Source organism: Rikenella microfusus DSM 15922 (assembly GCF_000427365.1).
Classification (GTDB): Bacteria; Bacteroidota; Bacteroidia; order Bacteroidales; family Rikenellaceae; genus Rikenella; species Rikenella microfusus.
The window spans coordinates 1,816,056-1,840,451 of the sequence record NZ_KE386488.1; the positions used below are offsets into that span (position 1 = coordinate 1,816,056).

The 24,396-nt window shown below is 57.7% G+C and carries 18 protein-coding genes and 3 tRNA genes; 13 read left to right on the forward strand and 8 right to left on the reverse strand.

Annotated features, from left to right (window positions below; genetic code table 11):
• Positions 1-33: 33 nt before the first annotated feature.
• The 11 genes from RIKMI_RS0108605 to RIKMI_RS0108660 all read left to right on the forward strand — a co-directional run bounded on the left by RIKMI_RS0108605 (position 34) and on the right by RIKMI_RS0108660 (position 12,042).
• Positions 34-107 (forward strand) — tRNA-Thr (locus tag RIKMI_RS0108605).
• A 137-nt stretch (positions 108-244) separates the two neighbouring features.
• Positions 245-327 (forward strand) — tRNA-Tyr (locus RIKMI_RS0108610).
• Between the two features lie 488 nt (positions 328-815).
• Positions 816-888 (forward strand) — tRNA-Gly (locus RIKMI_RS0108615).
• A 569-nt stretch (positions 889-1,457) separates the two neighbouring features.
• Positions 1,458-2,801: a sigma-54-dependent transcriptional regulator gene (locus RIKMI_RS0108620; protein WP_027291282.1), complete on the forward strand. Its 1,344-nt coding sequence runs from the start codon at positions 1,458-1,460 to the stop codon at positions 2,799-2,801.
• Between the two features lie 1,167 nt (positions 2,802-3,968).
• Positions 3,969-4,049 (forward strand): K(+)-transporting ATPase subunit F, encoded by an 81-nt coding sequence (kdpF, locus tag RIKMI_RS14880; RefSeq protein ID WP_037291751.1) that lies wholly within the window; start codon positions 3,969-3,971, stop codon positions 4,047-4,049.
• A gap of 15 nt (positions 4,050-4,064) precedes the next feature.
• The gene (kdpA, locus tag RIKMI_RS0108635; RefSeq protein WP_027291284.1) at positions 4,065-5,762 is read left to right on the forward strand and encodes a potassium-transporting ATPase subunit KdpA; all 1,698 of its coding nucleotides are present in this window, start codon (positions 4,065-4,067) and stop codon (positions 5,760-5,762) included.
• A 13-nt stretch (positions 5,763-5,775) separates the two neighbouring features.
• A complete protein-coding gene (kdpB, locus tag RIKMI_RS0108640; RefSeq protein WP_027291285.1) occupies positions 5,776-7,809 on the forward strand; it encodes a potassium-transporting ATPase subunit KdpB in 2,034 nt (677 codons plus the stop codon).
• A 12-nt stretch (positions 7,810-7,821) separates the two neighbouring features.
• Positions 7,822-8,403, forward strand: a complete 582-nt coding sequence (locus RIKMI_RS0108645) for a K(+)-transporting ATPase subunit C (RefSeq protein WP_027291286.1) — start codon at positions 7,822-7,824, stop codon at positions 8,401-8,403.
• Positions 8,387-9,127 carry a hypothetical protein gene (locus tag RIKMI_RS0108650; RefSeq protein WP_027291287.1) on the forward strand — a complete coding sequence of 247 codons (741 nt, stop codon included), beginning with the start codon at positions 8,387-8,389 and terminating at the stop codon, positions 9,125-9,127. The genes RIKMI_RS0108645 and RIKMI_RS0108650 overlap by 17 nt, the downstream gene beginning before the upstream one ends.
• Positions 9,128-9,179: 52 nt before the next feature.
• Entirely contained in the window at positions 9,180-10,304 is a 1,125-nt protein-coding gene (locus tag RIKMI_RS0108655) for a histidine kinase (RefSeq protein WP_027291288.1), read from the forward strand.
• Positions 10,305-10,314: 10 nt separating this feature from the next.
• On the forward strand, positions 10,315-12,042 hold the full coding sequence (locus RIKMI_RS0108660; RefSeq protein WP_027291289.1) for a sensor histidine kinase: 1,728 nt from the start codon (positions 10,315-10,317) through the stop codon (positions 12,040-12,042).
• Between the two features lie 450 nt (positions 12,043-12,492).
• Here the strand turns inward: RIKMI_RS0108660 and RIKMI_RS0108665 are convergent, their stop codons facing one another.
• The 6 genes from RIKMI_RS0108665 to RIKMI_RS13560 form a co-directional block, all read right to left on the reverse strand.
• A complete protein-coding gene (locus RIKMI_RS0108665) occupies positions 12,493-13,389 on the reverse strand; it encodes a Ppx/GppA phosphatase family protein (RefSeq protein WP_027291290.1) in 897 nt (298 codons plus the stop codon).
• 197 nt (positions 13,390-13,586) lie between these two features.
• Positions 13,587-14,054, reverse strand: a complete 468-nt coding sequence (locus RIKMI_RS0108670; RefSeq protein WP_027291291.1) for a hypothetical protein — start codon at positions 14,052-14,054, stop codon at positions 13,587-13,589.
• A gap of 14 nt (positions 14,055-14,068) precedes the next feature.
• Positions 14,069-15,040: a type I phosphomannose isomerase catalytic subunit gene (locus RIKMI_RS0108675; protein WP_037291755.1), complete on the reverse strand. Its 972-nt coding sequence runs from the start codon at positions 15,038-15,040 to the stop codon at positions 14,069-14,071.
• 356 nt (positions 15,041-15,396) lie between these two features.
• Positions 15,397-16,209 carry a TPM domain-containing protein gene (locus RIKMI_RS0108685; RefSeq protein WP_245584956.1) on the reverse strand — a complete coding sequence of 271 codons (813 nt, stop codon included), beginning with the start codon at positions 16,207-16,209 and terminating at the stop codon, positions 15,397-15,399.
• 12 nt (positions 16,210-16,221) lie between these two features.
• Positions 16,222-16,812, reverse strand: a complete 591-nt coding sequence (locus RIKMI_RS0108690) for a LemA family protein (RefSeq protein WP_027291295.1) — start codon at positions 16,810-16,812, stop codon at positions 16,222-16,224.
• A gap of 181 nt (positions 16,813-16,993) precedes the next feature.
• On the reverse strand, positions 16,994-18,802 hold the full coding sequence (locus RIKMI_RS13560; protein WP_051214443.1) for a MutS-related protein: 1,809 nt from the start codon (positions 18,800-18,802) through the stop codon (positions 16,994-16,996).
• 294 nt (positions 18,803-19,096) lie between these two features.
• On the opposite strand from RIKMI_RS13560, the gene RIKMI_RS0108700 reads away from it, so the two are divergent.
• The gene (locus tag RIKMI_RS0108700; protein WP_027291296.1) at positions 19,097-19,645 is read left to right on the forward strand and encodes a GNAT family N-acetyltransferase; all 549 of its coding nucleotides are present in this window, start codon (positions 19,097-19,099) and stop codon (positions 19,643-19,645) included.
• 154 nt (positions 19,646-19,799) lie between these two features.
• Here the strand turns inward: RIKMI_RS0108700 and RIKMI_RS0108705 are convergent, their stop codons facing one another.
• Entirely contained in the window at positions 19,800-20,468 is a 669-nt protein-coding gene (locus tag RIKMI_RS0108705) for an inorganic pyrophosphatase (RefSeq protein WP_276573097.1), read from the reverse strand.
• 342 nt (positions 20,469-20,810) lie between these two features.
• Positions 20,811-21,740 (reverse strand): thioredoxin-disulfide reductase, encoded by a 930-nt coding sequence (trxB, locus tag RIKMI_RS0108710; RefSeq protein ID WP_027291298.1) that lies wholly within the window; start codon positions 21,738-21,740, stop codon positions 20,811-20,813.
• Positions 21,741-22,431: 691 nt separating this feature from the next.
• Here trxB and RIKMI_RS15285 point away from each other — a divergent pair.
• Positions 22,432-24,093, forward strand: coding sequence for a peptidoglycan DD-metalloendopeptidase family protein (locus RIKMI_RS15285; RefSeq protein WP_147288490.1), 1,662 nt, complete (start codon positions 22,432-22,434; stop codon positions 24,091-24,093).
• Positions 24,094-24,396: the final 303 nt, after the last annotated feature.

The window sequence follows — 24,396 nt, forward strand, 5'->3', positions numbered from 1 at the left end:
GGTTTTGTTGCTTATCTTTGCACTCGCAAAAATGCCGATGTAGCTCAGTTGGCCAGAGCAGCTGATTTGTAATCAGCTGGTCGGGGGTTCGAATCCCTCCATCGGCTCTCCTTGTGTGGCGAGCCGGGGTGCGTAAGGGGGGAGGAAAGAAGGAAGGAAGGAAGAAAGGGGGCGGTAACGTGTGGGGAGAGAGCAGGGGGCGAGGATGTGCCGGCTGTCGATCATATCATTAAAGTGTTCTTTCGGGCGGATACCAGAGTGGCCAAATGGGGCAGACTGTAAATCTGCTGGCTTACGCCTTCGGTGGTTCGAATCCATCTCCGCCCACGAAATAGCTCTTTTGATGAAAGCCGTGAGGCCGTCAGGCTTCGTTCGGATTTTCGTTCCGGCCTGCAAACCTGTTTGTCAGGGACGGCGGCGGAAACGCAAACGAAAGGACGTAAGTCCGGAGGTTTTCAGCAAACGGGTTGTGTTGTAAGGGCCCTGCCGGGAGGCAGTGGAAAAAGACGCCGCAAGGCGGCTTAATCCATCTCCGCCCGTAAACGGTTTTTGAAACGACGTAAGACTTTCACGCAGTTGCGCCGCAGGTCTGCTTGCCAAGAGCGGGTTGGCGGAAAGGCGGAAACGGACGAAGTTCGGAGTCTTGTCCAAATAGAAAAGTTTGTAGGGTGCCTGCGGGGCAAATGGATAACGCAGCGAAAGCGCTGTGATCCGTTGTGGTTTCCCTCAAGAGTTACAGGCCGTTTTGTCCGTTCCTTTCGGGAAAAGGTTTTGGCGGTCGGACGGAAACAACTATCTTTGCAAAGTAGATTCATGCGGAAGTAGCTCAGTTGGTAGAGCATCAGCTTCCCAAGCTGAGGGTCGCGAGTTCGAACCTCGTCTTCCGCTCCCGGATGCCGGAGATTTTCGAATCTCCGGCATTTTTTGTCGGATGATCTGGGTGCGCGTGATTTGCAGCGGCATTCGGCCTGCGCTTGTCTTCGTGGCGGATTAAAGTCCCGGTCGGAGCGTTCCGCCGGGGGCGGGTGTATTTGATCCGGGAGGTGTTGCAGGGCCGGTTCGGAAAATTTCACCGACGGCAGGTAAAATCTATATATTTACCTCTGCGTTATTCGGCGACTGGATTCCGGCGGATGTTTGCATCTTTTTGCGGGGGAAGAGTTATGTCCGGCTGCTGGCGTAGCGTAGGACTGAAAGTAATGGAAAATCTGGAGTACGGATAAGGTGGGGATATAACCGTACCCGATGATATACTTTGATATGCCGATAGTTCCCACCGGCATTTCTTCGGCTCGCGCCGTCCCTTCCCGACGGCTGGAAGCCGTCCGGCGCTGAGCCGATAAGGAAAATTATCGTCGAATAGATTCGGTGTGTCGAAGTATATAATCACCGATCGGAAATATGACCGGAACGGAAATCTTCTCCGCCCCCAAGGTAACCAAACGAACAATCGAGGTATGGGTAACAGGATATTGATTATCGACGACGAAGTGCAGTTACGCGGGCTGCTCAGTCGGATTATATCGCTCGAAGGGTACGAAGTGGTCGAAGCCGGCGATTGCCGTACCGGTTTGAAACAGTTGGAATCGTTCGCTCCCGAAGTCGTCTTGTGCGACGTGCGCTTGCCCGACGGCAACGGCGTCGAGATGGTGGAAAAGATCCGGCAGGCGGCTCCGCAGACCGAAGTGATCCTGCTGACCGCATACGGCAATATTCCCGACGGCGTGCAGGCCATCAAGAACGGCGCGTTCGATTATATCACCAAGGGCGACGACAATAACAAGATATTGCCCCTCCTGAGCCGCGCCGTCGAGAAAGTGGAAATGTCGCGGCGGCTGGCCCAGTTGGAAAAACAAGTCGGTGAAAAGTTTTCGTTCGATACCGTCTTGGGCAACTCGCCCGCCATACGGGAGGCCATCGAACTGGCCCGGAAAGTGGCGGCTACCGATGCCACCGTGCTGGTGACCGGCGAAACCGGAACCGGGAAAGAGGTGTTCGCGCAGGCGATCCACCAGAACAGCGCCCGGGCCAAGCGGTCGTTCGTGGCCGTGAACTGTTCCGCATTCAGCAAAGAACTGCTCGAAAGCGAACTGTTCGGACACCGTGCCGGAGCCTTTACCGGGGCCGTCAAGGACAAGAAAGGGCTGTTCGAGGAGGCTTCCGGCGGGACGATTTTTTTGGACGAGATCGGCGAGATGGCGTTCGACTTGCAGGCCAAGCTGCTGCGCGTGATCGAAAGCGGCGAATTCATCAAGGTGGGCGAGACGCGTCCCACGAAAGTGGATGTGCGCATCGTGGCGGCGACCAACCGCGACCTGAAACAGGAGATCGCCGAAGGTCGGTTCCGCGAAGACCTCTATTACCGGTTGTCCGTTTTCCGTATCCATCTGCCTCCGTTGCGCGAACGGCCCGAAGACATCGAAGCCTACGTCCGGATGTTCGCCGGCCGTTTCGGAATGAAAATGGGGCGGCGGGTCGAGCATATCGAACCGGAGTACCTGGAGCGGCTGAGGCTGCACGGCTGGCCCGGCAACGTCCGGGAACTGAGGAACGTGGTGGAACGGAGTCTCATCATGGCCGAAGGTACGGTGCTCAGGGCGGCGGATCTGCCGCTCGAAATGCAGCGTTCCGACGCGTCGGGCCGTCCGGCGGGCGGCGAAGCGTTGGATCTGGCTTCCGTCGAGCGCGAACATATCGCACGCGTGTTGCGGCGGACGGGAGGCAACAAGACGCGGACGGCGGCGTTGCTGGGAATCGGGCTGACGACCCTCTATCGCAAAATCGAAGAATACGGATTGTAAACCGTCCGGCCGCGGATCCGGTAGGGTACGGTTCCCGTTTCCTGTCCGTGCCGCCTTTTCTGACGGAGGAGAACCGTCCGGCGCGGGTCGAAAAGGCATTTGCGGAGGGTGTCGGTAAACCGGTATGCGCGATAGGGTTTGTCGTGTATATAACGAATTTCCATCCGAACTTGCGTCGGCTTCGCAGGGCCGTACAGGGAAATCTTTATGTGGCCTTAAGTAGATCGTATGTATTTTATCTTGGGCGACTATATGCGACTTTGCATCAACTTCTCGCCGAGCCGAAAGGCATAGATACTGTATAAAATAGTAAATATAGGCGACTATATACAACTTTCCACAAGTTTCCCGACAACCCCGTTTCGGCTCGGCGCCGGACGGCACGAGGCGGTGTAAACCCTGGCAAAAAACGGAGGGTCCGGCGCGAGCCGAAAAATTACCGTAGTGTAAAATAGTATATAATATTTTTGGTAAGTATATACGACTTTACCCAAAACGGGAAGCGATCTCCCTAAACGGCCCTGCGGTGCCGCCGGGCACTCCGACCGGGAGTTTGTTCCGATGAGGTGGGTGCGGGCCGAAATATACTGAAGATCAAGAGCGTATGTAATTATAGGGTAAAGTCGCGTATATACTTACTATATTTTTTCGTGTCGGGCCGTACGGGGCCTTATACGCGCTGACAGCCAAGCCGTTCCTCGTTTCCGGGGAACGGCTTTTTTGATAGCTTCCGGCCCGGCGGAAACTACGGTTCTCCTCCGACCCGGCGGCTGGAGCGTGCAAACGGTGGTTCCCGTATCGTTTCGTCGGATTCGCTTCCGGAATCCGGATGCGGGCTGCCGTTCGGTTCGTCCGCCGGGCAAATCTTTCCGAAATGGCAGGGCTTTCATGGAAAACCTTACCGAAATGATAGGGTTTTCTCGCTCCTTATTCCTGTGCCATAAATACAACCGATTGACAACCAGTCGAATTGTTCCCGGTTGTCGGGAAAGGTACGTTTTTCGCCTGACCCGCGGCGACTGATTGTACAATTTTAACCAAAAACGGAAGAGATGATATGAATCCACTCTTGTTATTTCTGATCCTATGTGCGGCCGGAGGCCTGTGCTACTGGTTCTTCTACAAATGCGTCGGCTGGTTCGACAAAATCTAAAAAACACGCCGGATATGTTTACGACTCTTTTTCTGGTCGGCATCGCGGTATTCGTCTACCTGATGTACGTACTGATCAAACCTGAGAAATTTTAATTTGGAACTGACACTATGAACACCGAAATTTTAGGCGTCGTATTGCAGGTGGTCCTGCTGGTGGCTATCAGCTGGCCGCTGGGCCGCTATATCGCCAAAGTCTATAAGGGCGAGCGGACCCTGCTCGATTTCTGGGCGCCTGTGGAACGAAAGATATACAAAATCTGCGGCATCGATCCCGCGGAAGAGATGAACTGGAAACAGTTCCTCAAAGCCTTGCTGACCGTAAACCTTTTCTGGTTTTTCTGGGGCATGATCCTCTTGGTCTGCCAGGGTTGGCTGCCGCTGAATCCCGACGGCAACGCCGGACAGACTCCCGACCAGGCTTTCAATACCTGTATCAGCTTCATGGTCAATTGTAACTTGCAGCACTATAGCGGCGAAAGCGGTCTGACCTATTTCACCCAGCTGTACGTCATCATGCTGTTCCAGTTCGTGACCGCCGCTACCGGTATGGCCGCCCTGGCCGGTATCTTCAAAGCCATGGCCGGCAAGACCGTGCAGACCATCGGCAACTTCTGGGTCTATCTGGTCAAAAGCGTGACCCGTATCCTGCTGCCGCTGTCGCTGATCGTCGGCTTTATCCTGATCCTCAACGGCACGCCGATGGGTTTCGACGGCAAACAGACCCTCACCACGATGGAAGGGGCCACGCAGGAGATTTCGCAGGGGCCGACGGCCGCCATCGTACCGATCAAACAGCTGGGTACCAACGGCGGGGGCTATTTCGGTTCGAACTCCTCTCATCCGCTCGAAAACCCGAACTACCTGACCAACGCTACCGAATGCTGGTCGATCCTGATTATCGCCATGTCGATGGTCTTCGCGCTCGGTTTCTACCTGCAACGTAAGAAACTCGCGGCGTGGATCTACGGCGTGATGCTGGCCGCGTTCCTGACCACCGTCTGCTTCTCGGTGCATTTCGAAATGCAGGGATCGGAACAGATCGCCGAAATGGGGATTTCCCAGGAAATAGGCAGCATGGAAGGGAAAGAGATCCGCAACGGTTCCGCCGGGACCGCATTGTGGGCCATGGTGACCACCGTAACTTCCAACGGGTCGGTGAACGGCATGCACGACAGCCTCACCCCGCTGACCGGGATGCTGACTATGCTGAACATGCAGATCAACTGCTGGTTCGGCGGCGTAGGGGTCGGTTTCATGAACTATTACACTTTCATTATCATCGCAGTCTTCATCAGCGGGCTGATGGTGGGCCGTACGCCGGAATTTCTCGGTAAGAAAATCGAAGCGCGGGAGATGAAAATCGCCGTGATCGTGGCCCTGCTGCACCCGTTCGTGATCCTGACCGGGACGGCCCTGTCGAGTTTCCTGGCCGCGCATAGTCCGGAGCTGGCCTCGGCCTGGCTGAACAATCCGTCGTTCCACGGTTTCAGCGAAATGCTCTACGAATACACCTCGTCTGCAGCCAACAACGGTTCCGGTTTCGAAGGTCTCGTCGATAATACGCCGTTCTGGAATATATCGACCGGTATCGTGCTGATCCTGAGCCGTTACCTGCCGATCGTCGGACAGGTGGCCATCGCCGGCCTGCTGGCGCAGAAGAAATACATTCCGGAAAGCGCCGGTACGCTCAAAACCGATACGGGTACTTTCTCGCTGATGACTTTCGCGGTGATTTTCATCGTTGCCGCCCTGTCGTTCTTCCCGGCGCTGACCCTCGGCCCGATCGCCGATACCCTCTCCTTCTAACCGACTTGAAGCTATGAAAAACAATAAAGCCTTATTTTCCAAAGATTTGGTGGTCGCCAGCATAGGGCAGTCGTTCCGTAAGCTCGACCCGCGGATCATGTTCCGCAACCCGATCATGTTCACGGTCGAAGTGGTGACTTTCGTGCTGTTGCTCGTGATCGTTTACAGCGCCGCTGTCGGCGACGCTTCGCAGGGCGGTTTTGCCTACAATATGGTACTTTTCGTAGTGCTGTTCCTGACCCTGTTGTTCGCCAACTTCGCCGAAGCCATCGCCGAAGCGCGCGGCAAGGCGCAGGCCGACAGCCTGCGTAAAACGCGCGAGGAAACTCCCGCCAAACTGCGTGTCGGCAAAGATATGAAGATCGTCAGCAGCTCGACGCTCAAGAAAGGCGACATCTTCGAATGCGAAGCCGGGGATACGATCCCGATGGACGGCGAAATCATCGAAGGGCTGGCCTCGATCGACGAAAGCGCCATCACGGGCGAGAGCGCTCCGGTGATCCGCGAGGCCGGAGGCGACAAGAGTTCGGTGACGGGCGGTACGAAAGTGCTTTCGGACCATATCGTCGTGCGGGTGACGGCCGGACAGGGACAGAGTTTCCTGGACAAGATGATCGCTCTGGTGGAAGGCGCTTCGCGCCAGAAAACGCCGAACGAAATCGCGCTGACCATCCTGCTGGCAGGTTTCACGCTGGTATTCGTAATCGTCTGCATGACGCTGAAACCGTTTGCCGATTACGTGCAGACCAATATCACCATCGCGGCGCTGGTGTCGCTCTTCGTCTGCCTGATCCCGACCACTATCGGGGGGCTGCTGTCGGCCATCGGTATCGCCGGCATGGACCGCGCGCTCCGCGCCAACGTGATTACCAAATCGGGTAAAGCGGTCGAAACGGCCGGGGACATCGACACGCTGCTGCTGGACAAAACCGGTACGATCACGATCGGTAACCGTAAGGCCACGAAGTTCCATGCCGCCGAAGGGGTGGATAAGGACGCCTTTATCGATGCCTGCCTGCTCAGTTCGGTAGCCGACGAAACGCCGGAAGGCAAGTCCATCGTGGAACTGGGACGCGAGAGCGGCCACCGGATGCGCAATCTGCCTACGGCGGGCGCCCGCATGATCCGCTTCTCGGCCGAAACCAAATGTTCCGGCGTGGACCTGGCCGACGGCCGCCGCATCCGCAAGGGGGCTTACGAAGCGATCCGCCGGATCGCCGAAGAATCCGGGCATCCTTTCACTAAAGAGGTGAACGAACTGGTAACGGCTATCACTTCGAACGGCGGTACGCCGCTGGTGGTTTCCGAGAACGAACGCATTATCGGCGTGATCGAGCTTCAGGACATCATCAAGCCCGGTATCCAGGAACGTTTCGAACGTCTGCGCCGCATGGGAGTCAAGACGGTCATGGTGACGGGCGACAACCCGCTGACGGCTAAATATATCGCCGAAAAGGCCGGGGTGGACGACTACATCGCCGAAGCCAAGCCGGAGGACAAGATGGAATACATCAAGGCCGAACAGCAGCGCGGTAAGCTGGTGGCCATGATGGGTGACGGTACCAACGACGCTCCGGCGCTGGCCCAGGCGGACGTCGGGGTGGCGATGAACAGCGGTACGCAGGCGGCCAAAGAGGCCGGGAACATGGTCGATCTGGACAACGACCCGACCAAACTGATCGAGATCGTCGAAATCGGCAAGCAGCTCCTGATGACGCGCGGTACGCTGACTACGTTCAGTATCGCCAACGACGTGGCCAAATATTTCGCCATCGTCCCGGCCCTGTTCATGGCCTCGATTCCGGCGCTCGGAGCGCTGAACATCATGGGGCTGCACAGCCCGCAGTCGGCGATCCTGTCGGCCGTGATCTTCAATGCGGTCATCATCCCGATCCTGATCCCGCTGGCCCTGCGCGGGGTGAAATACAAACCCATCGGCGCGTCGGCCCTGCTGCGGCGGAACCTGCTGATCTACGGCCTGGGCGGCGTGATCGCTCCGTTCGTGGGGATCAAACTGATCGACATGTTCGTCTCAATCTTTATGTAGCAAACCGGAACCATGAAAAAGATAGGTAAAACCAATATCGTCAAATCGATCAAGATCACGCTGGCATTCTGCGTTTTCCTGAGCGTATTCTACATCCTGATCCTGTGGTTGTTCGCCAAGGCGGCAGGTCCGAACGGCGGTAACGCCGAAGTCGTGACCCTCGACGGGAAGGTGGTCGGAGCGGCCAACGTGGGGCAGCAGTTCTCCCGGGATATTTACTTCTGGGGGCGTCCCTCGGCCGTGGACTACAACGGCGCCGGTTCGGGCGGCAGCAACAAAGGCACCACCAATCCGGAATACCTGGCCGAAGTGGAAGCCCGTATCGACACTTTCCTGGTGAAACATCCTTATTTGCAGCGCAGCGAAGTGCCGGCCGAAATGGTGACGGCCAGCGGCAGCGGTCTCGACCCGCATATCTCTCCGGCCGGTGCGGCCGTACAGGTGCGGCGGGTGGCCGAAGCCCGCGGCCTGAGCGTCGAATCGGTACAGGCGCTGGTGGAAGAATATACCGAAAAGCCGCTGCTCGGCCTGTTCGGTACTCCGACTGTCAATGTTTTGAAACTCAATATCGCATTAGATGAAAGAACTCGTTAAACGTGCCGCTCTGTGCGGCGCCGCCCTCGTGATGGGCATGACGGCAGCCCGGGCCGTCGAAATTCCCGGCAAAAAGATCGATGTCAAAGTAGGGGGCGATTTCGTCAGCTCCTATATCTGGCGCGGTAGCTACCAGACCGGCGCCTCAATGCAGCCCACGCTGGGATTCAGCGTGGCGGGCTTCTCGCTGACGGCGTGGGGATCGACCGATTTCCGGAACCAGGGCCACAAAGAGGTGGACATCACCGCCGCCTATTCGATCAAAGGCTTTACCGTGGCGGTGACCGACTACAGCTGGTCGCCGAACGGCGCGGGGGATTACAAATATTTCAACTGGCAGAGCCACGAGACCAACCACTACCTCGAAGGGTCGCTGACCTATGTGCTGCCGATCGAAAAATTCCCCCTGACGATCAACTGGAATACCATGTTCTTCGGTGCGGACAAGAAAGCCAATGGTAAGACCAACTATTCGACCTATGTGGAACTCTCGTACCCGTTCAGTTCCGAACGGCTGGGCGTCGATTTCGCGGCGGCCGTGGGTTTCACGCCGTGGGCGGCCGAATCGCTGTACGGCACGGACGGTTTCGACGTCTGCAACGTTTCGATCGGAGCGACCAAGAAAATCCAGTTTTCCGAAAAATTTTCGATGCCGGTTTTCTCGCGTCTGATCTTCAACCCGGCCCGTAACGGCGTCTATTTTGTGGTCGGGCTTACACTTTAAGCATGAAATACTTAATTTTACATAACCCGAAACATGTAAACCATTGGCGGCTATGGACGAACAGCAGCAGAGCGTAGAGCATTTTCTCGACCTGATCAAGCGTTCGCGGCGCGGCAAGTTCAAAGTCTATATCGGCATGATCGCCGGCGTGGGCAAAACTTACCGGATGCTGCAGGAAGCGCACGAGCTGCTCCGCGCCGGGGTGGACGTGAAAATAGGTTATGTGGAGACTCATGGCAGGCCGGGCACCGAAGCATTGGTGCCCGGCTTGCCGGTTATTCCGCGGCGCACGCTTTTCTACAAAGGCAAAGAGCTGGAAGAGATGGACGTGACGGCCATCATACAGGCCCATCCCGAAATCGTGGTCGTGGACGAACTGGCCCACACCAATATCGAGGGGAGCAAGAATGCCAAACGGTGGCAGGACGTGATGGAGATACTCGATGCGGGGATCAGCGTCATCAGCGCGATCAATATCCAGCATATCGAGGGATTGAACGAGGAGGTGAGCGAGATCGTGGGACTCGAGGTGAAGGAACGCGTGCCGGACAGCGTGTTGGAAGAGGCCGACGAGGTGGTCAATATCGACCTGACGGCCGAAGAATTGATTGCACGCCTCAAGGCGGGCAAGATCTATAAACCGGAGAAGGTACAGACCGCCCTGGACCATTTTTTCCGTACCGAACATATCCTGCAACTCAGGGAGCTGGCGCTGAAAGAGGTAGCCTTGAGGGTGGAGAAACAGGTGGAGAGCGGCCTCTCCGACGGCCCTTCGTTCCGGCACGAGAAGTTTCTGGCCTGCATCAGCAGCGCGGAAAAGACGCCCCGGCGGCTGATCCGCAAGGTGGCGCGGTTGGCGACCCGGTACGATACGAAATTCGCCGTGCTGTATGTCCAGACCCCGAAAGAATCGACGGACCGTATCCCGCTGGCCAACCAGCGTTATCTGCTGAATCATTTCAAACTGGCTTCCGAATTGGGGGGCGAGGTGATCCAGGTGCAGTCGAGGCATGTGCCGGAAGCGATCGTGGACGTGTGCGCCAAAGGTAAATTCACTACGGTGTGCGTGGGCAAACCCTCTTTTTCATTCTGGTCGCTGATGGGATCCCTGCGGCGGTACCGGACGTTGGTGCGGAAGCTGTCTCCGCTGAGTATAGACCTGATTATTTTATCGTAGATAGAACGAGATGAATACCAAACAGAAACTGACCGTCGGCATCGGTATCCTCTTTGCGATGATCGTGTTGCTGAGCATTCAGGCTGTGGGATATGTGCGCGACTTGTCGTCCGACACCCGCAATATCCTGGCGGCCAATTATAATTCGCTGGATTATTCCAAGCGGATGCTTGCCGCGTTGGACGATTGGGAGCGCGATTCCACGGTCCGGACGGTTTTTGCCGAGAATCTCGCCCGGCAGCAGGAGAATGTCACCGAGGTGGACGAACAGGAAATTACCGACCGGCTGGCCCGCGATTTCGCCCGTTTGCAGGCGGCGCCGGACGACCGTACGGTGGTACGCGAAGTGCGCGAGGACTTGCTGGCGGTGATGAGCCTCAATATGGCTTCGATCCAGCGCAAGAGCGAAGTGGCGCAGCGGACTTCGGAAGGAGCCGTATTCTGGCTTACGCTTTCCGGTATTTCGTGCGTGGCGGTGGCTTTCATCCTGCTCGTTCTTTTTCCGCGTGCCGTGGCGCGTCCCGTGCGGGAACTGACCGAGGGCATTCTGGAAATATCGAACCGCAATTACGATAAACGGCTCCATTTCGACGGTTCGCGCGAGTTCCGGGAGGTGGCCGAATCGTTCAACCGGATGGCCGAAACGCTGTCGGAATATCGCCGCAGCACGCTGGAGGATATTCTGGCGGGCCACCGGCGGCTGGAGGCGATCGTGAACTCCATCCACGAACCGATTATCGGACTGGACGAGAATCGTACCGTCCTGTTCGTGAATAACGAGGCGCTGACGGTGCTGAACCTGCGGCGGGAAGACGCCGTCGGCAAACCGGCCGCGGACGTGGCGTTGCGCAACGATCTGCTGCGCAGGCTGATCCGTGAACTGGTGACGCCCGGCGACCGGGACGAACCGCTCAAAATCTATGCGGACAACAAGGAAAGTTATTTCCAGATGGAGCATATCCCGTTGTCGGTACCCGATACGGGAGGCAGCGAGAACCGTTATGTGGGCGATGTGATTCTGCTCAAGAATATCACGAAGTTCAAGGAGCTGGACTCGGCCAAAACCAATTTCATCTCTACCGTGTCGCATGAGATGAAGACGCCGTTGTCCGCTATCTTGATGAGTCTTAAATTGCTGGACGATAGTCGGGTCGGGGAGCTGAACGGGGAGCAGAAGGCGCTGGCGCAGAGTATCCGCGAAAACAGCGACCGGTTGCTGAACATTACGGGCGAGCTGCTGAAGATGACCCAGGTGGAAACGGGGCGTCTCGACCTGTCGCCCAAGGTGACCAAGCCGATCGAACTGATCGACTATGCGGTGAACGCTACGCGGGTGCTGGCTCAGAAGTTCGGTTGCAATGTCGAGGTGGAATATCCGTCGGAGAAGATGCCCAAACTGTTCGTGGACAGCGAAAAGATCGCCTGGGTGGTGACCAACCTGCTCTCGAACGCGATACATTATTCGTCCGAAGGGGCGCGTGTGATCGTCGGGGCGGCGCACCGGCCGGGATCGAAAACGGTGGAGATATACGTGCAGGATTTCGGGCGGGGAATCGATCCGCGTTACCACAAAAGTATTTTCGACCGTTATTTCCGGGTGCCGGGCACCAAGGTGCAGGGCAGCGGCCTCGGGCTGGCTATCTCTAAAGATTTCGTCGAGGCGCACGGCGGTACGGTCGGCGTCGAGAGCGAACCGGGTAAGGGGAGCCGCTTTACGGTTTCCTTGCCGTTGCCGTAGCGTCCGCTTTCGGATTCTGCATTTCCGGCCGGCCTTTCTGAAAAAAGAGAAATATTGCGTGAGGATAGCAAATCTGTTCGGCGGCAATTTCCTTTTAGATAACTATATGCGACTTTACCCTAATTTATGTGCATACTTGATTTTCAGTATATTTCGGCCTGCGCCCACCTCCTGAAACAGAGCAAAGCTCCTGTCCCCTGTGCTGAGCGGCACCGCAGGGCTGGTTGGGAAGATCGTTACCTGATTTCGGGTAGGGCCGTATATAGTTACCTCCTTTGATTGGCTCCGCGGCGCCGCCTGAATCGAGTATGGCAAATCCGGGCAAAAGCCTCAGATAGGGCCGTCCCTGCTCCGACCGAAGCAGGGACGGCCCTATCTGAGGCTTTTGCCCGGGGTAACGGCGGGCTGTGCGGCTCTGCCGCAAAATGGATGCAGGTATATGCAGATGAGTTATTTAACGTTCCGGTTGCGATCAGCGTAGAGCGTGCGGACGATGCCGTCCGAAAGCCCCATCTTCGGTACGATGATTTCGTCGATGCCGCATTGGGTGCAGACGGTCAGAAACAGTTTCATCGCCGGTACGATCACGTCGGCTCGGTAGGTGGCCAGCCGCATGGTGTGTACGCGTTCGGCGAAGCTGAAACTCTTGATGTAGCGGTAGAGCATATCGAGTTCGGGCCGGGAGATGGTCTCCCGGTCTTTTTTGTTCAGCAGTTTCTGTACTTTGTTGATGTTGCCGCCGGAACCGATGATCGCCGTAGGCCGGTATTTCTGGCCGATCGCACCGAGCCATTTCTTGAATTTTTTCATTTCGTCCTTATCGACGGCGTCCGACAGGATCCGGACGGTGCCCAGGGCGAACGATCGGGCGTCCACTTTAGTCCGGTCGCTGTAAACGATCACTTCGGTGCTGCCGCCGCCGACATCGACGTAAAGGTACGTTTTGTCGGCCGCCAGCATGTCGGCCAGCCCGTTGGCGAAAATGGTGTCGGCTTCCGTTTGCCCGCTGATGATTTCGATGCCGATACCGCTGTTCTTACGGATGTATTCGACGATTTCCGCGCCGTTCCTCGCCTCGCGCATGGCGCTGGTGGCGTAGGCGCGGTAATCCTGTACGCCGTAGGCCCGCATGATGTGCGCGAAGCCGGCCATCGCTTCGCACATCCGTTCCCGTTTTTGCGGGCTGACTTCCCCGTGGGTGAAAACGTCTTCGCCCAGCCGGATGGGGACCCGCAGGAAAGCGGTCTTTTTGAATTCCACCTGGTCGGGATATTCTTCTACGGTGTTGATTAGCAGGCGTATGGCATTGGAGCCGATGTCGATGGCCCCGAAAGTGTATGTTCCCATCTGTCGTGCGGTTTTGTGTCTTTTCCGGAAACTAATTTAATGAAATTTCCGGAACCGCCGACTCCGGTACGTATATCCGGGTCTTCCGAGGGTACGGGCGCAGGTCGGGCGGGAGGTTGTTTCCGTCGAACGGCAAAAGAAAAACCTCTTCCCGGAAACGCTCCGGGAAGAGGTATGTCCGAACGTCTTTCCGGAGGTTAATCCAGCGACCGGTAGCGGATGAAAAGCACTCCGCGGGGTTTCACCTTCACCTCCTGTCCCATGCGCAAGGGGGAGTCCCCCAATACGTCGAGCAGGGCGTAGTTTCCGGGGCAGGTTTGCAGCCCCATCTCTTCGTGGCTTACGACGAAAACGGTTTCGGTATCCGTACTTTTGTTGAATACGGCGATCCATCCGTCGTCTTTAGCACCGCTTTCGCCGACTCCCCAGATTTCGGCGTCGGTGTCGTCCACCAGCATCATCGCGTTGCCGCCTTTCCGGAGGCAGGCCAGCAGTTCGTCGTTTCCGAACGAAACCACGTTGGCGGAATCGGTCCCGGCCTGGCGCAGGGCCGCCCGCACGGCCGCGCAGGGATCGTCGTTCCCGGTACCGGAGGGCTGGCCCCACGATGCGCTGCCGATGCATGCGAATATCGCTGCGGCGATCCAGTGTCTGATTGTGTTCATCTCCGTCAGCGGGTTTAGGGAACGTATACTTCGAGCGTTTTCCCGTTTCCTTGGAGGGTTATTTCGTTCATTTCGGCAGGAATCAGCACCGTCTCGCCCTTTTTCAGGGTTTCGGTGCCGCCTTCGTATTCCAGTTCCAGTTTTCCGTCGAGGCAGATCAGGATCACGAACGAGTCCAGCGGGGCGTAGTCCCGTTCGGCGGTGCCGTCCACGATCAGCGAATTGGTCTGGAAGTAGGGACATTTTTCGAGGGTTACCGGGGCATTGGTCCGGGGGGCGGCGACGGTCTTGTAGTCGGACCGGGCTTTGTATTCGATGGCGTCCAGGGCCAGGGCGGTGTGCAGTTCGCGCCCTTTGCCGGTTTTGGGATCGACACGGTTCCAGTCGAACACGCGGTAGGTGATGTCGGAGGTTTGCTGGATTTCGGCGATCAGCAGCCCTTTGCCGATGGCGTGGATGGTGCCGGCGGGGATGAAGTACGAGTCGCCGTCTTCGACTTTGTAAGCGTTCAGCAGTTCGGCGAGTTTTCCGGCTTCGAGGTATTTCAGGTATTTTTCCTTATCGACGGGCTGGTTGAAACCGAGGTAGAGCCGGGCGTCGGGTTCGTGCCCCACGACGTACCACATTTCGGTCTTTCCGAAGGAGTGATGCCGTTCGGCGGCGAGCTTGTCGTCGGGGTGCACCTGGATCGAGAGGTTGTCGTCTGCGTCGATTAGTTTAATGAGCAGGGGAAATTCTTCGCCGTATTTTTCGAATACTTTGTCGCCGACCAGGTCGCCCATATAGATTTCGATGAGTTCCTGGAGGTTGTTGCCTTTGAGTTTGCCGTTGGCTACGACGGAAATGTCGCCGTCCACGCCGGATAGCTCCCAGCTCTCGCCGATCTTTTCCGTCTCGGGCAGCTTCTTGCCGAATACGGTCTCGATTTTCCGGCCTCCCCAAATACGTTCTTTGTAAATGGGCTTGAATTTCAATGGGTAAAGCATCTTCCTTATTCCGTTTTTTATGTTTTATCGTTCGTTTATTCGTACTGTTCAGGTTTAAGGGTACTGTTCCTTTTGTGAACAAAAGGAACCGAAAAAACTTTTTGAGATGCTGGCGCATCTCCTGAGCCTGCCGGGTACCCTTGTCTTCGATTAAATTGGTTTATAAGGAATAGTGGGTCAATGGATATAAGTTGCATAAGCCCACTATTCCTTATAAACCAAAGAAGTCCATCATACAGGAGGATTGCGGAGCCTGAGGCGCACACGGCTGCTCGAAAGTCTTTTTGGTTCTTTTTCTTCAGAAAAAGAACGGTTGCCTCAAACATCAACGTACTAAATAAACGAACGGTTAATATTCAGAACGACCGCCCGGCGCCGCCTCCGCCGCCCATGCCTCCGCCGAATCCCCCGAAACCTCCTCCGCCTCCGAAGCCTCCGATGATCGGCGGGAAAATGATCGGCCCCCGCCGGTAATGGCGTCGCTCGCCCGGCCCGCCTCCCGGCCCGCCGTAATCGTCGTCCTCTCCGTTCCCTTTGTACGACTTATTCAGGAGGAAGAAGATAAAGACGATCACCCCCACCGAGAACAGACCGCTGATCCAGTCGAACGCATCCGTCCCTTTCCGATTCCCGTCAGCCTTGTATTCGCCCCGTACCGCAGCCCGCACGGCCGCCGTACCCGCCGCCACGGCCCGGTAATAGTCGCCCTCCCGCAGGTAAGGCATCATCTCGCCGTCGATGATCCGTCCCGCCGTGATGTCCGGCAAAGCCCCCTCCAGGCCGTAGCCTACCGCGATGAAAACCTCGCCTGAGCCATACCGGTTCCTCGGCTTGAGCAGCATCACCACCCCGTTGTCGTGCTCCTTGCTTCCCACGCCCCATTGTTCCAGAATGCGCGTAGCGTACTCCGCCGCCGCATAACCTTCCAGATCATTTACCGTGACCACCGCTATTTGGGTCGAAGTCGCGCGGTCGAAAGCCACGAGACTGTCTTCCAAAGCCTGCTGTTGCGCACCTGAAAAGAGGTGCGCATAATCGTTCACCAACCGCGGCGGCGACATCGGTTGCGGAATCGGCTGGGCCGGGGCGACGCTCGCGCCGGAAACCGCCAGAACCCCCGCCAGCAACAGACCGGCTGCGAAACTTTTTATTCGGGACGAACGGAACACGGCTCAGCTGTGTTAGAATTGAACCTCCGGCGCCTTGTCCGCCCCCGCTTCCGCCGCGAAGAAGCTCTTCGGCGTGAAGCCGAACATGCCCGCGATCAGGTTGCGCGGGAATTGCTGGACATAGACGTTGTACGACTGCACCGTTTCGTTGAACCGGCGCCGTTCGGTGGCGATACGGTTTTCCGTCCCTTCGAGCTGCGTCTGCAGGTCCCGGAAATTCTGGTTCGCCTTCAGGTCGGGATAAGCCTCCGAGATGGCCATCAACCGGTTCAGCGCCGAGGAGAGTTCCCCCTGCGCCTGCGCGTATTTGGCCAGCGTCTGTTCGTTCAGGTTGCTGAAATCGACCTGCATCTGCGTGGCTTTGGCGCGGGCCTCCACCACTCCCTCGAGGGTCGATTTTTCGTGCGCCGCGTATCCTTTCACCGTATTGACCAGGTTCGGGATCAGGTCGGCCCGGCGCTGGTACTGGTTTTCGACGTTGGCCCATTGGCCGGCCACACCCTGACTGCGGGCCACCAGCCCGTTATAAGCGCCTTTCAGCCAAAAAAAGATCCCCAGTACGACCACGACGACGATCGCGAGGATCCACATGCTTTTTTTCATAGCGTTTCGAAGATTTACGTTTCGCGGGAAGCGACCGTTCGGGCGCCCCGCTCGTAATTTACAAATATAGGATTTTACATCGAAAAAACGTACCGCCTCCTTCGCTTATTGCCGTCGTACCGTTTTGCGCTGCATGTTGTCTCCGCCGGAGGCACGATGGGGCGACTATCCCGGAGGACAGTTATCCGATCAGCCCCATCTGTTCGAGCAGGATCGTCGCGTTCATGTTGCGGCTCACGCCCGGATGCAGTTTGTAGTCGTAGACGATTTCGCGGCCCCGGTGTCCGATTTCGAAACAGACGTTGCGGAAGTTGTCCGGGAAGCGCTCCTGCAATCCGCCCAGCGCCAGATCGTGCGTGGCCACGAGTCCGGCGGTGCGCAGCGAAAGCAGTCTTTCGAGGAACCGCAGCGAGCCGTTGAGTTTGTCCTGCGAATTGGTGCCTTTGAGCATCTCGTCGAGGATGATGAAAAGCCGCTCTTCCCGCTTTGCCGTGCGTACCAGTTCCTGCAACCGCAGCAGTTCGGCATGGAAATACGAGGTGCCTTTCGACAGATTGTCGGTCGTGCGCATGCTCGTGAACAGCGCCATCGGGCGGCACCGGAAACGCGTCGCGCACACCGGATTGCCCGACAGGGCCAGCACCAGCGAAACCCCAACCGTCCGCAGGAACGTGCTTTTGCCCGCCATGTTCGCTCCGGTTACGATATAGAATTCGTGCAGTTTCCCGACCGTAAGGTCATTCGTCACCCGTCCGTCCCGCGGCAGCATCGGGTGGCCTGTACCCTCTGCCTCCAGCAGTACTTCGTCCGTAATTTCGGGCAGGGTGTATTCCGGATGTCCGAAGCGGAAAGTCGCCATGCTGACCAGCCGGTCGGCGACGGCCACTGCCTCCAGCCACTCTCCGATATGTCCGCTGTGCCGTCGCCTCCATTTTTCGAGCCGGCCCACCAGGTGCACGTCGCGCATCCACAGGGCGTTGGTGATGAGTTCGGCCAGCAGGTTGGCGCGTTGTTCCAATCCGGCGAGGATACGCCCCAAATCCCGGAACGCGCCGAGGGCGTCGCCGTTTCCGCCGGCCACTTTGCCGCGCAGCGTCCGCAGCAGGGGAACCGTGAAGTCGCTTTTCGCCAGCAGGCCGACCAGTCCGGCGTAGCTGCCCATCATGCCGAGGAAAGTCTCCAGGCGGGACTGCATCCGTCCGATCCGCTTGGCATAGGTGCCGACGATACCCAGCTGCGATAACGAAAGGAGTATGGCGGGCCAGATGAATCCGTCGGCGCCTGCTGCGACCGCTCCCCATGCTCCCACGGTCAGGGCCGGCAGCAGGTACGGCAGCCATTTCCAGAGGGAGCCTCCGAACAGTTCCGGTTCCGCGAGGAAACGTCTCCACGCTTCGTCGTCCGGTCCGTCGTTTTTCTTTTTCCGTCCCAGCGTGCCGACCGTGCGGAAATGCAGGCACCAGTCCGGGCTGGCGGCCAGCTCCCCGGCGGCCTCCTGCCGCGCCCGGATCTCCGCCGCGTCGAGGCAGGGCGTAAGCAGCCACCGGGCCAGGCCTCGCCGTCCGTCCGGGGTGACGGTGCGGTCGATCCGGCGGAAAAGGGAGTCTTCGCCGAACAGGTCGAGGTCGGCGGCATAGGGGTGCGCGGGATCGGCGAACTCTTCGCCCGTCGGCAGGTCGTCGAAATCGTCTTCCAGTGCGCCCGATTCCGTGCGGCAGCAACGGATCATCTCGTCGCAATAACGGATCCGCCGGACGACGAATCCGTCCAGCACGCCTAACAGGATAAACGCGATGAGGGTCGCTGCGGCCATCCCGATCCAGAACGGGCTGTCGAGCGCGACGATTCCGTAGAGGTCGCCGACGAGCAGTCCGAAAACGGCGATTCGCAGTACGGTAACGGCGTTGCGTTTTTGCCGTTCTTTTTTCAGAATGGCGGTTTGCCGTGCGGAGGTCTCGGCATAATAGGCGAGCGGGGCGTTTTTATTCATGCAGTCGCTGTGCGTAAAATATCGGTAAAGATAAAACGGATTTTTATTATGCGTATCCGATTCACTGATATACCGAATATACTAGGATACGGGTTTCCCCGATCGGCTCCGCGCCGGACGGCATAAGGCGATGCAAGCTCGGGCAAAAGACCCGGAGGGGTCCGTCGCGAGCCGAAAAAGCGCCGGTGAAAACCGTCGGTATAGCTAAAGTATATCATCGGGTCTAATGGCTTGGTATAATAGTTGATAGCTCCTTTGGCAGCTCTTTTCAGGAGGGTTTGAGGTTCGAAAGCGATGGAAACGAAAATACATATCGCAACGCCCCGGCTTCTGCTGCGGGAATGGGAAGAGGAGGACGTGGCGCCTTTCACCCGTATGAATGCCGATCCGAGGGTGATGGAGTATTTCCCGGCGCTGCTTTCGCCGGACGAAACGCGGCAGCTCTATGACCGGATACGGCACGAGTTCGCGGAGTGCGGCTTCGGGATGTTCGCCGTGCAGCGGGCGGCGGAGGGGGATTTTATCGGTTTCGTGGGGCTGCATCGGATCGGTTTCGATGCGGATTTCACGCCGGGCGTCGAAGTGGGCTGGAGGTTGTCGCCCGCGGTGTGGGGCCGGGGGTATGCTACGGAGGCTGCGGCGGCTTGCCTGGTTCATGCGCGTGAGGCGCTGGGGTTGGAGCGGGTCTATGCGTTCACGGCGTTGCCCAATGTGCGGTCGCAGCGGGTGATGCGGAAAATCGGCATGGAGCGGGTGGGGGAGTTCGATCATCCGTCGCTGCCGCCCGCGCATCCGTTGGCACGGCATGTCCTGTATGAAAAAAGGCTGGCGGCGTCGGAATGACGCGCCGGCCTCTATTCTTTTTATCCTGCTATCTCATAGGACCTGCGGCAGCGGACAGGCCGGAGCCATGTCGGGTGGAGGGCTGTAACTCGCTGTGCTCGTTTGGCCTCCACTGGCTCCGGCCTGACAATAAACGCCGCACTGTTAAATCTTTTTACAGTTTCAGCAGGGCTTCGAGGTTGTTGAACCGGTTGTGGTAGTCTTCCATCGAACGGCGGATTACTTCTTTGGCTTCTTCGGCTCCGTAGATGTGGGTGATCTCCACGTTCCGTTTGGCTCCGGGCAGGTCTTTGTAGGTCAGGAAGTAATGGCGCAGGCGCTCGACGACCAGCGGGGGAAGTTCCGATACGTCGTCAATATTGCCGTACACGGCGTCGTGTTTCAGCACGGCGATGATTTTGTCGTCGGCTTCGTTGTTGTCGATCATGCGGATGCCGCCGACGGGTTTGGCGTGCACCAGGATGTCGCCGTGGGTAATGGTCTTTTCGGTTAGCACGCAGACATCCACGGGGTCGCCGTCGCCGTGTATGTCGGTGCGTTGCAGGGCGTCGTTGCTCATCTGCGCGACCCGTTCGCCGCTGTAACTCTGCGGCAGGAATCCGTACAGGGCAGGAACGGTGTTGGAATATTTCTGGGGCCGGTCGATGAACAGGTAACCGGACTCTTTATCGACTTCGTATTTGACGGTGTCGGTCGAGACGATCTCGATAAAACAGGTTACTTTGTCGGGTGCTTCGTCTCCGATGTTCACTCCGTGCCAGGGGTGCGATTTGTAGCGCAACCCCATCAACTGACCCACGATCGGGTCCATCAATTTCGACATAATCTTCTGAAATTTTATCCGTTCGTTTATCCGTACATTGATGTTTGAGTCAGCCGTTCTTTTTCTGAAGAAAAAGAACCAAAAAGACTTTCGAGCAGCTACGCTACACCTCAGGCTCCGCAATCCTCTCGCATTGAGAGACCCTTTGTTCTGTAACGGACAGGGGGCTAATCGGGTATAACCCTTAGCCCCCTGTCCGTTACAGAACAAACCTTCAAAGGAACAGGGCATCCGGCAGGCTCAGGAGATGCGCCAGCATCTCAAAAAGTTTTTTCGGTTCCTTTTGTGAACAAAAGGAACAGTACCCTCAAACACAACAGTACAAATAAACGAACGATTAAATTACGCGTTATTTTCAGCGAGGAAGCGTTCGCATTCCAGCGCCGCGATACAGCCCGACCCCGCCGCCGTGATCGCCTGACGGTAGTGCGGGTCCTGGACATCCCCCGCCGCGAACACCCCCGGGACATTCGTGCGGCCGTGATGCGTAATGATATACCCCTGCTCGTCCAGATCGACCTGTCCCTGTACCAGTTCCGTATTCGGATGGTGGCCGATCGCCAGGAACACCCCGTCCACGTCGATCCTCCGTTCGGCGCCGTCGTTCCCCGCCAGCAACATGCCCGTCACCCCATTGTCATCGCCCAGCACCTCTTTCGTGTTATGCTCGAAAATCACCTCGATATTAGGCGTAGTGAACACCCGTTGCTGCATCGCCTTCGACGCCCGGAGATAATTCTTGCGCACGATCAGATAGACCTGCCGGCAGATCGAAGCCAGGTACGTGGCCTCCTCGCAGGCCGTGTCGCCCCCGCCGATGACCGCCACATCTTTCTTCCGATAGAAAAAACCGTCGCACGTCGCGCATGCCGATACGCCCATGCCCCGGTATTTCTGTTCCGAAGGCAGCCCCAGGTATTTCGCCGTCGCGCCTGTAGCGATGATGATCGAATCGGCCGACAGGGTCCGTTCTCCGCCGTCGATCTCCGCGACGAAAGGCCGGATGCTGAGGTCCAGCCGCGTAATGACCCCGAAACGTACCTCGGTGCCGAACCGTTGCGCCTGTTTTTTTAGGTCTTCCATCATGGCCGTGCCTGAAATTCCTTCCGGATAACCCGGAAAGTTCTCGATGTCGGTCGTGGTCGTCAGCTGTCCGCCCGGTTCGATTCCTTCATACACCACCGGACTCAGGTTGGCCCGTGCCGCATATATGGCTGCCGTGTAGCCTGCCGGCCCGCTGCCGACGATCAGGCATTTGATTTTTTCGGTCATTTTCGTTGGATTTTATATCGGATTTGCTCCTGATGAATTATGAGAACAAAGGTAATGATTTTTACAGAAGGAGGGATATGTTCCGGCTGGGGAAAACCGTCCGGTCGCATCCGACGGAGCAGGGCAGATCGGCGATTCTCGCGGTTCGAAAGCCGGCTGCGGAAAATTTTGAACCGTAGGTTTAATTGTATGTCTTTCGCCGACAGGCGCTTGTTCTTTCTTTCCCGCTCATGCCGCGGGGGCACTTGCTTTCTTGCGCGACCAAGAAAGCAAGCAAAGAAGTCGCCGGGAATGCGATTCCCCGTTCCCGACTCACGTCGGATCGGAAAATCGCACATTCCCGGGTCGGCAGCCTTTACCCGTACTTCGATACCAAGGGAAAAGCCGGGAGTACTTTTTAAGCCTGCATGATTACCATCATGATTACCAAGTTCTCCCTTAGTCAGGCCGGAGCCACCCCCGGCGTAGGCCTGCAACTGCGCTGCGCTTGTTGCGGCCCCGCTGGCTCCGGCCTTGAATCTGCAAATTAAAAGTAGGATTAAATATAAGGGGACTATATACGACTTTACGTAAACCCCCTTTCGGTTCGGCGCCGGACGGCATGAGGCGGTGCGAACCCGGACACTCCGGCCGGTTTGGAATAACCTCCGGACCATGTGCGATTGCGTCCGGCTTTCATTATCTTTGTCCCGTGAAACGATTTTTATTTTCGAACAATTTGCACGCTTCCGTCCCGTGTTTTTTGACGGGAGCGGTGTGTATGCTGGCCGTCGGATGCTCGCCCCGGCTGGCGCCTGTCGGCACCGGCGGCCTGCTGACCCGTTCTTTCGCGAATTATTCGCAATCGACCGTAGTGCGGAGCGAGGCGCTGATGGCTGCCGAAAAGCCGGTCGAAGGTTCCCGTACGCCGGTACCCCGGCAGGAGACGACCCGCCGGTATGCCGCCGGCGAAGGGCAGAAGACCGTGCGAAGCGAATCGCAGACGATTGCTCCCGAGAACGAACCGGCAGTTGCCGCCGTTTCCGAAAAGGAGACGCAAGAGGAGGCCCCGGCCGTCTCGCGCTCGTCGGGTATTCCGAAAGCGACGGAAGAGTCGGTTTCCGGCTTGCAGAACGTGACTTTCGCGACCCCGCAGCAGAACCGGAACGAAACGGCTCCTGTTTCGAATGTCTCCTATACGTCGGGGAAAACTTCTTCTTCGGCGCAGGCGGCCGGAGCATCCATGAACAGACGCGAACGCCGGGCGTTGGAACGGCAGCGCAGGGCGGAGGCGAAACGGCTGCTCGCGGAACGCGAACAGGCAGGAGAGAGTGCCGCTCCTGCCGAAACGGTGCCGCCCGAAACGCCGGCTTCGGAGAGTAACAAGTCCGAAGAGTTGTCCGTCGAAGATTTCCTGCCCGGAGAATCGTCGGCGATGGCCCGGGCCGTGGCTATGCCGCAAACGGGCGTGACGAGCAAACCGGCTCCGGAGTTTACCCGCACGCAGACCGTCGGGCAGGCGGTTGCCGGCCAGGATCCCGATGCCGTGGAACCGCCGGTCCATCGGTTCAAACCGAACGAGACGGAGCACGTCAAATTCTCCTATTACGATCCGTTCGGCCAGGGCAACAACCGCTTCGTCGTGGTATTGGACGAACAACGTTTCTGCTATCCTTATCCCGGCAAATTCCTGTCCGGATACGGCCCCCGGGGCCGCAGCATGCACACGGGCGTGGACATCAAGGGTGTCCGGAACGATACCATACGGGCGGCTTTCGCCGGGACGGTGCGTATGTCCAAGCCTTACAGCGGTTACGGCAACTGCGTGGTGATCCGACATAAGAACGGGCTGGAGACCCTGTACGGACACAACAGCCGCAATCTGGTGCGGGTGGGGGATGCGGTACAGGCGGGCGACCCGATCGCCCTTATCGGCCGTACGGGGCGGGCGACCACCGAACATTGCCATTTCGAAGTACGGGTACAGGGTCAGCACATCAATCCGGCGCTGATTCTGGATTGTCAGAATCACAAGCTGCGCACCGGGGTATTGGCCGTGACGCGACAGTCGAACGGGCGTATCCTGGCGGCGAATCGGGCGAGCGGGCTGGCGCCGTCGCAGGCGACGGACGTCGAAGATACCGGTTCGCCTTCGACGGTAGCGGCAGGCGGCGGCGAAACCCGGCTGGCGTCTTCTTCCAAAGCGTCGTCGGGAGGAAGCACTCCGGCCGCATCGGTCTATACGGTCAAATCGGGGGATACGCTGTGGGGGATCGCGCGGCGGTTCGGTACGACGGTGAGCAAACTGTGTTCGCTGAACAATCTGGATCGCGAAGCGACGTTGCCGTTGGGCAAGAAACTGAAACTGAGGTAAAGATTGCTATTTTGGGGATCGGTTCCGTCCGACGGCGGGATTCGGGCCGGTCGCCGTTTCCGGAGACCTGTATGCTGCGGGCGCTCGATGACGCCGCCCTGCGAAAAACAATTCGCAGGGCGGCGGCATTTATGCGGGGGTAGGGGGGCGCCGGTGTTTTCCGCATGGCGATCATATATCGAGGAGATACCGGCTGCGCCCGGAATCGGGCAGGGAACTTTCTAATTCGGCCTTGCGGTACCGCGTCACGCCAGAAACGAGGAACCTTATTTCCGAATAATTTATTTGAATAAGGTTTTGCTC

Coding starts and splice junctions, on each gene's coding strand:
- RIKMI_RS0108670 (WP_027291291.1), bottom strand. CDS start 14,054: ATGAACACAATCAGACACTGGATCGCCGCAGCGATATTCGCATGCATC.
- RIKMI_RS0108705 (WP_276573097.1), bottom strand. CDS start 20,468: ATGTCGAAATTGATGGACCCGATCGTGGGTCAGTTGATGGGGTTGCGC.
- RIKMI_RS0108660 (WP_027291289.1), top strand. CDS start 10,315: ATGAATACCAAACAGAAACTGACCGTCGGCATCGGTATCCTCTTTGCG.
- RIKMI_RS13560 (WP_051214443.1), bottom strand. CDS start 18,802: ATGAATAAAAACGCCCCGCTCGCCTATTATGCCGAGACCTCCGCACGG.
- RIKMI_RS0108700 (WP_027291296.1), top strand. CDS start 19,097: ATGGAAACGAAAATACATATCGCAACGCCCCGGCTTCTGCTGCGGGAA.
- RIKMI_RS0108690 (WP_027291295.1), bottom strand. CDS start 16,812: ATGAAAAAAAGCATGTGGATCCTCGCGATCGTCGTCGTGGTCGTACTG.
- RIKMI_RS0108645 (WP_027291286.1), top strand. CDS start 7,822: ATGAAAAAGATAGGTAAAACCAATATCGTCAAATCGATCAAGATCACG.
- RIKMI_RS0108655 (WP_027291288.1), top strand. CDS start 9,180: ATGGACGAACAGCAGCAGAGCGTAGAGCATTTTCTCGACCTGATCAAG.
- kdpB (WP_027291285.1), top strand. CDS start 5,776: ATGAAAAACAATAAAGCCTTATTTTCCAAAGATTTGGTGGTCGCCAGC.
- RIKMI_RS0108665 (WP_027291290.1), bottom strand. CDS start 13,389: ATGGGAACATACACTTTCGGGGCCATCGACATCGGCTCCAATGCCATA.
- kdpA (WP_027291284.1), top strand. CDS start 4,065: ATGAACACCGAAATTTTAGGCGTCGTATTGCAGGTGGTCCTGCTGGTG.
- RIKMI_RS0108620 (WP_027291282.1), top strand. CDS start 1,458: ATGGGTAACAGGATATTGATTATCGACGACGAAGTGCAGTTACGCGGG.
- kdpF (WP_037291751.1), top strand. CDS start 3,969: ATGTTTACGACTCTTTTTCTGGTCGGCATCGCGGTATTCGTCTACCTG.
- RIKMI_RS0108650 (WP_027291287.1), top strand. CDS start 8,387: ATGAAAGAACTCGTTAAACGTGCCGCTCTGTGCGGCGCCGCCCTCGTG.
- RIKMI_RS0108675 (WP_037291755.1), bottom strand. CDS start 15,040: ATGCTTTACCCATTGAAATTCAAGCCCATTTACAAAGAACGTATTTGG.
- trxB (WP_027291298.1), bottom strand. CDS start 21,740: ATGACCGAAAAAATCAAATGCCTGATCGTCGGCAGCGGGCCGGCAGGC.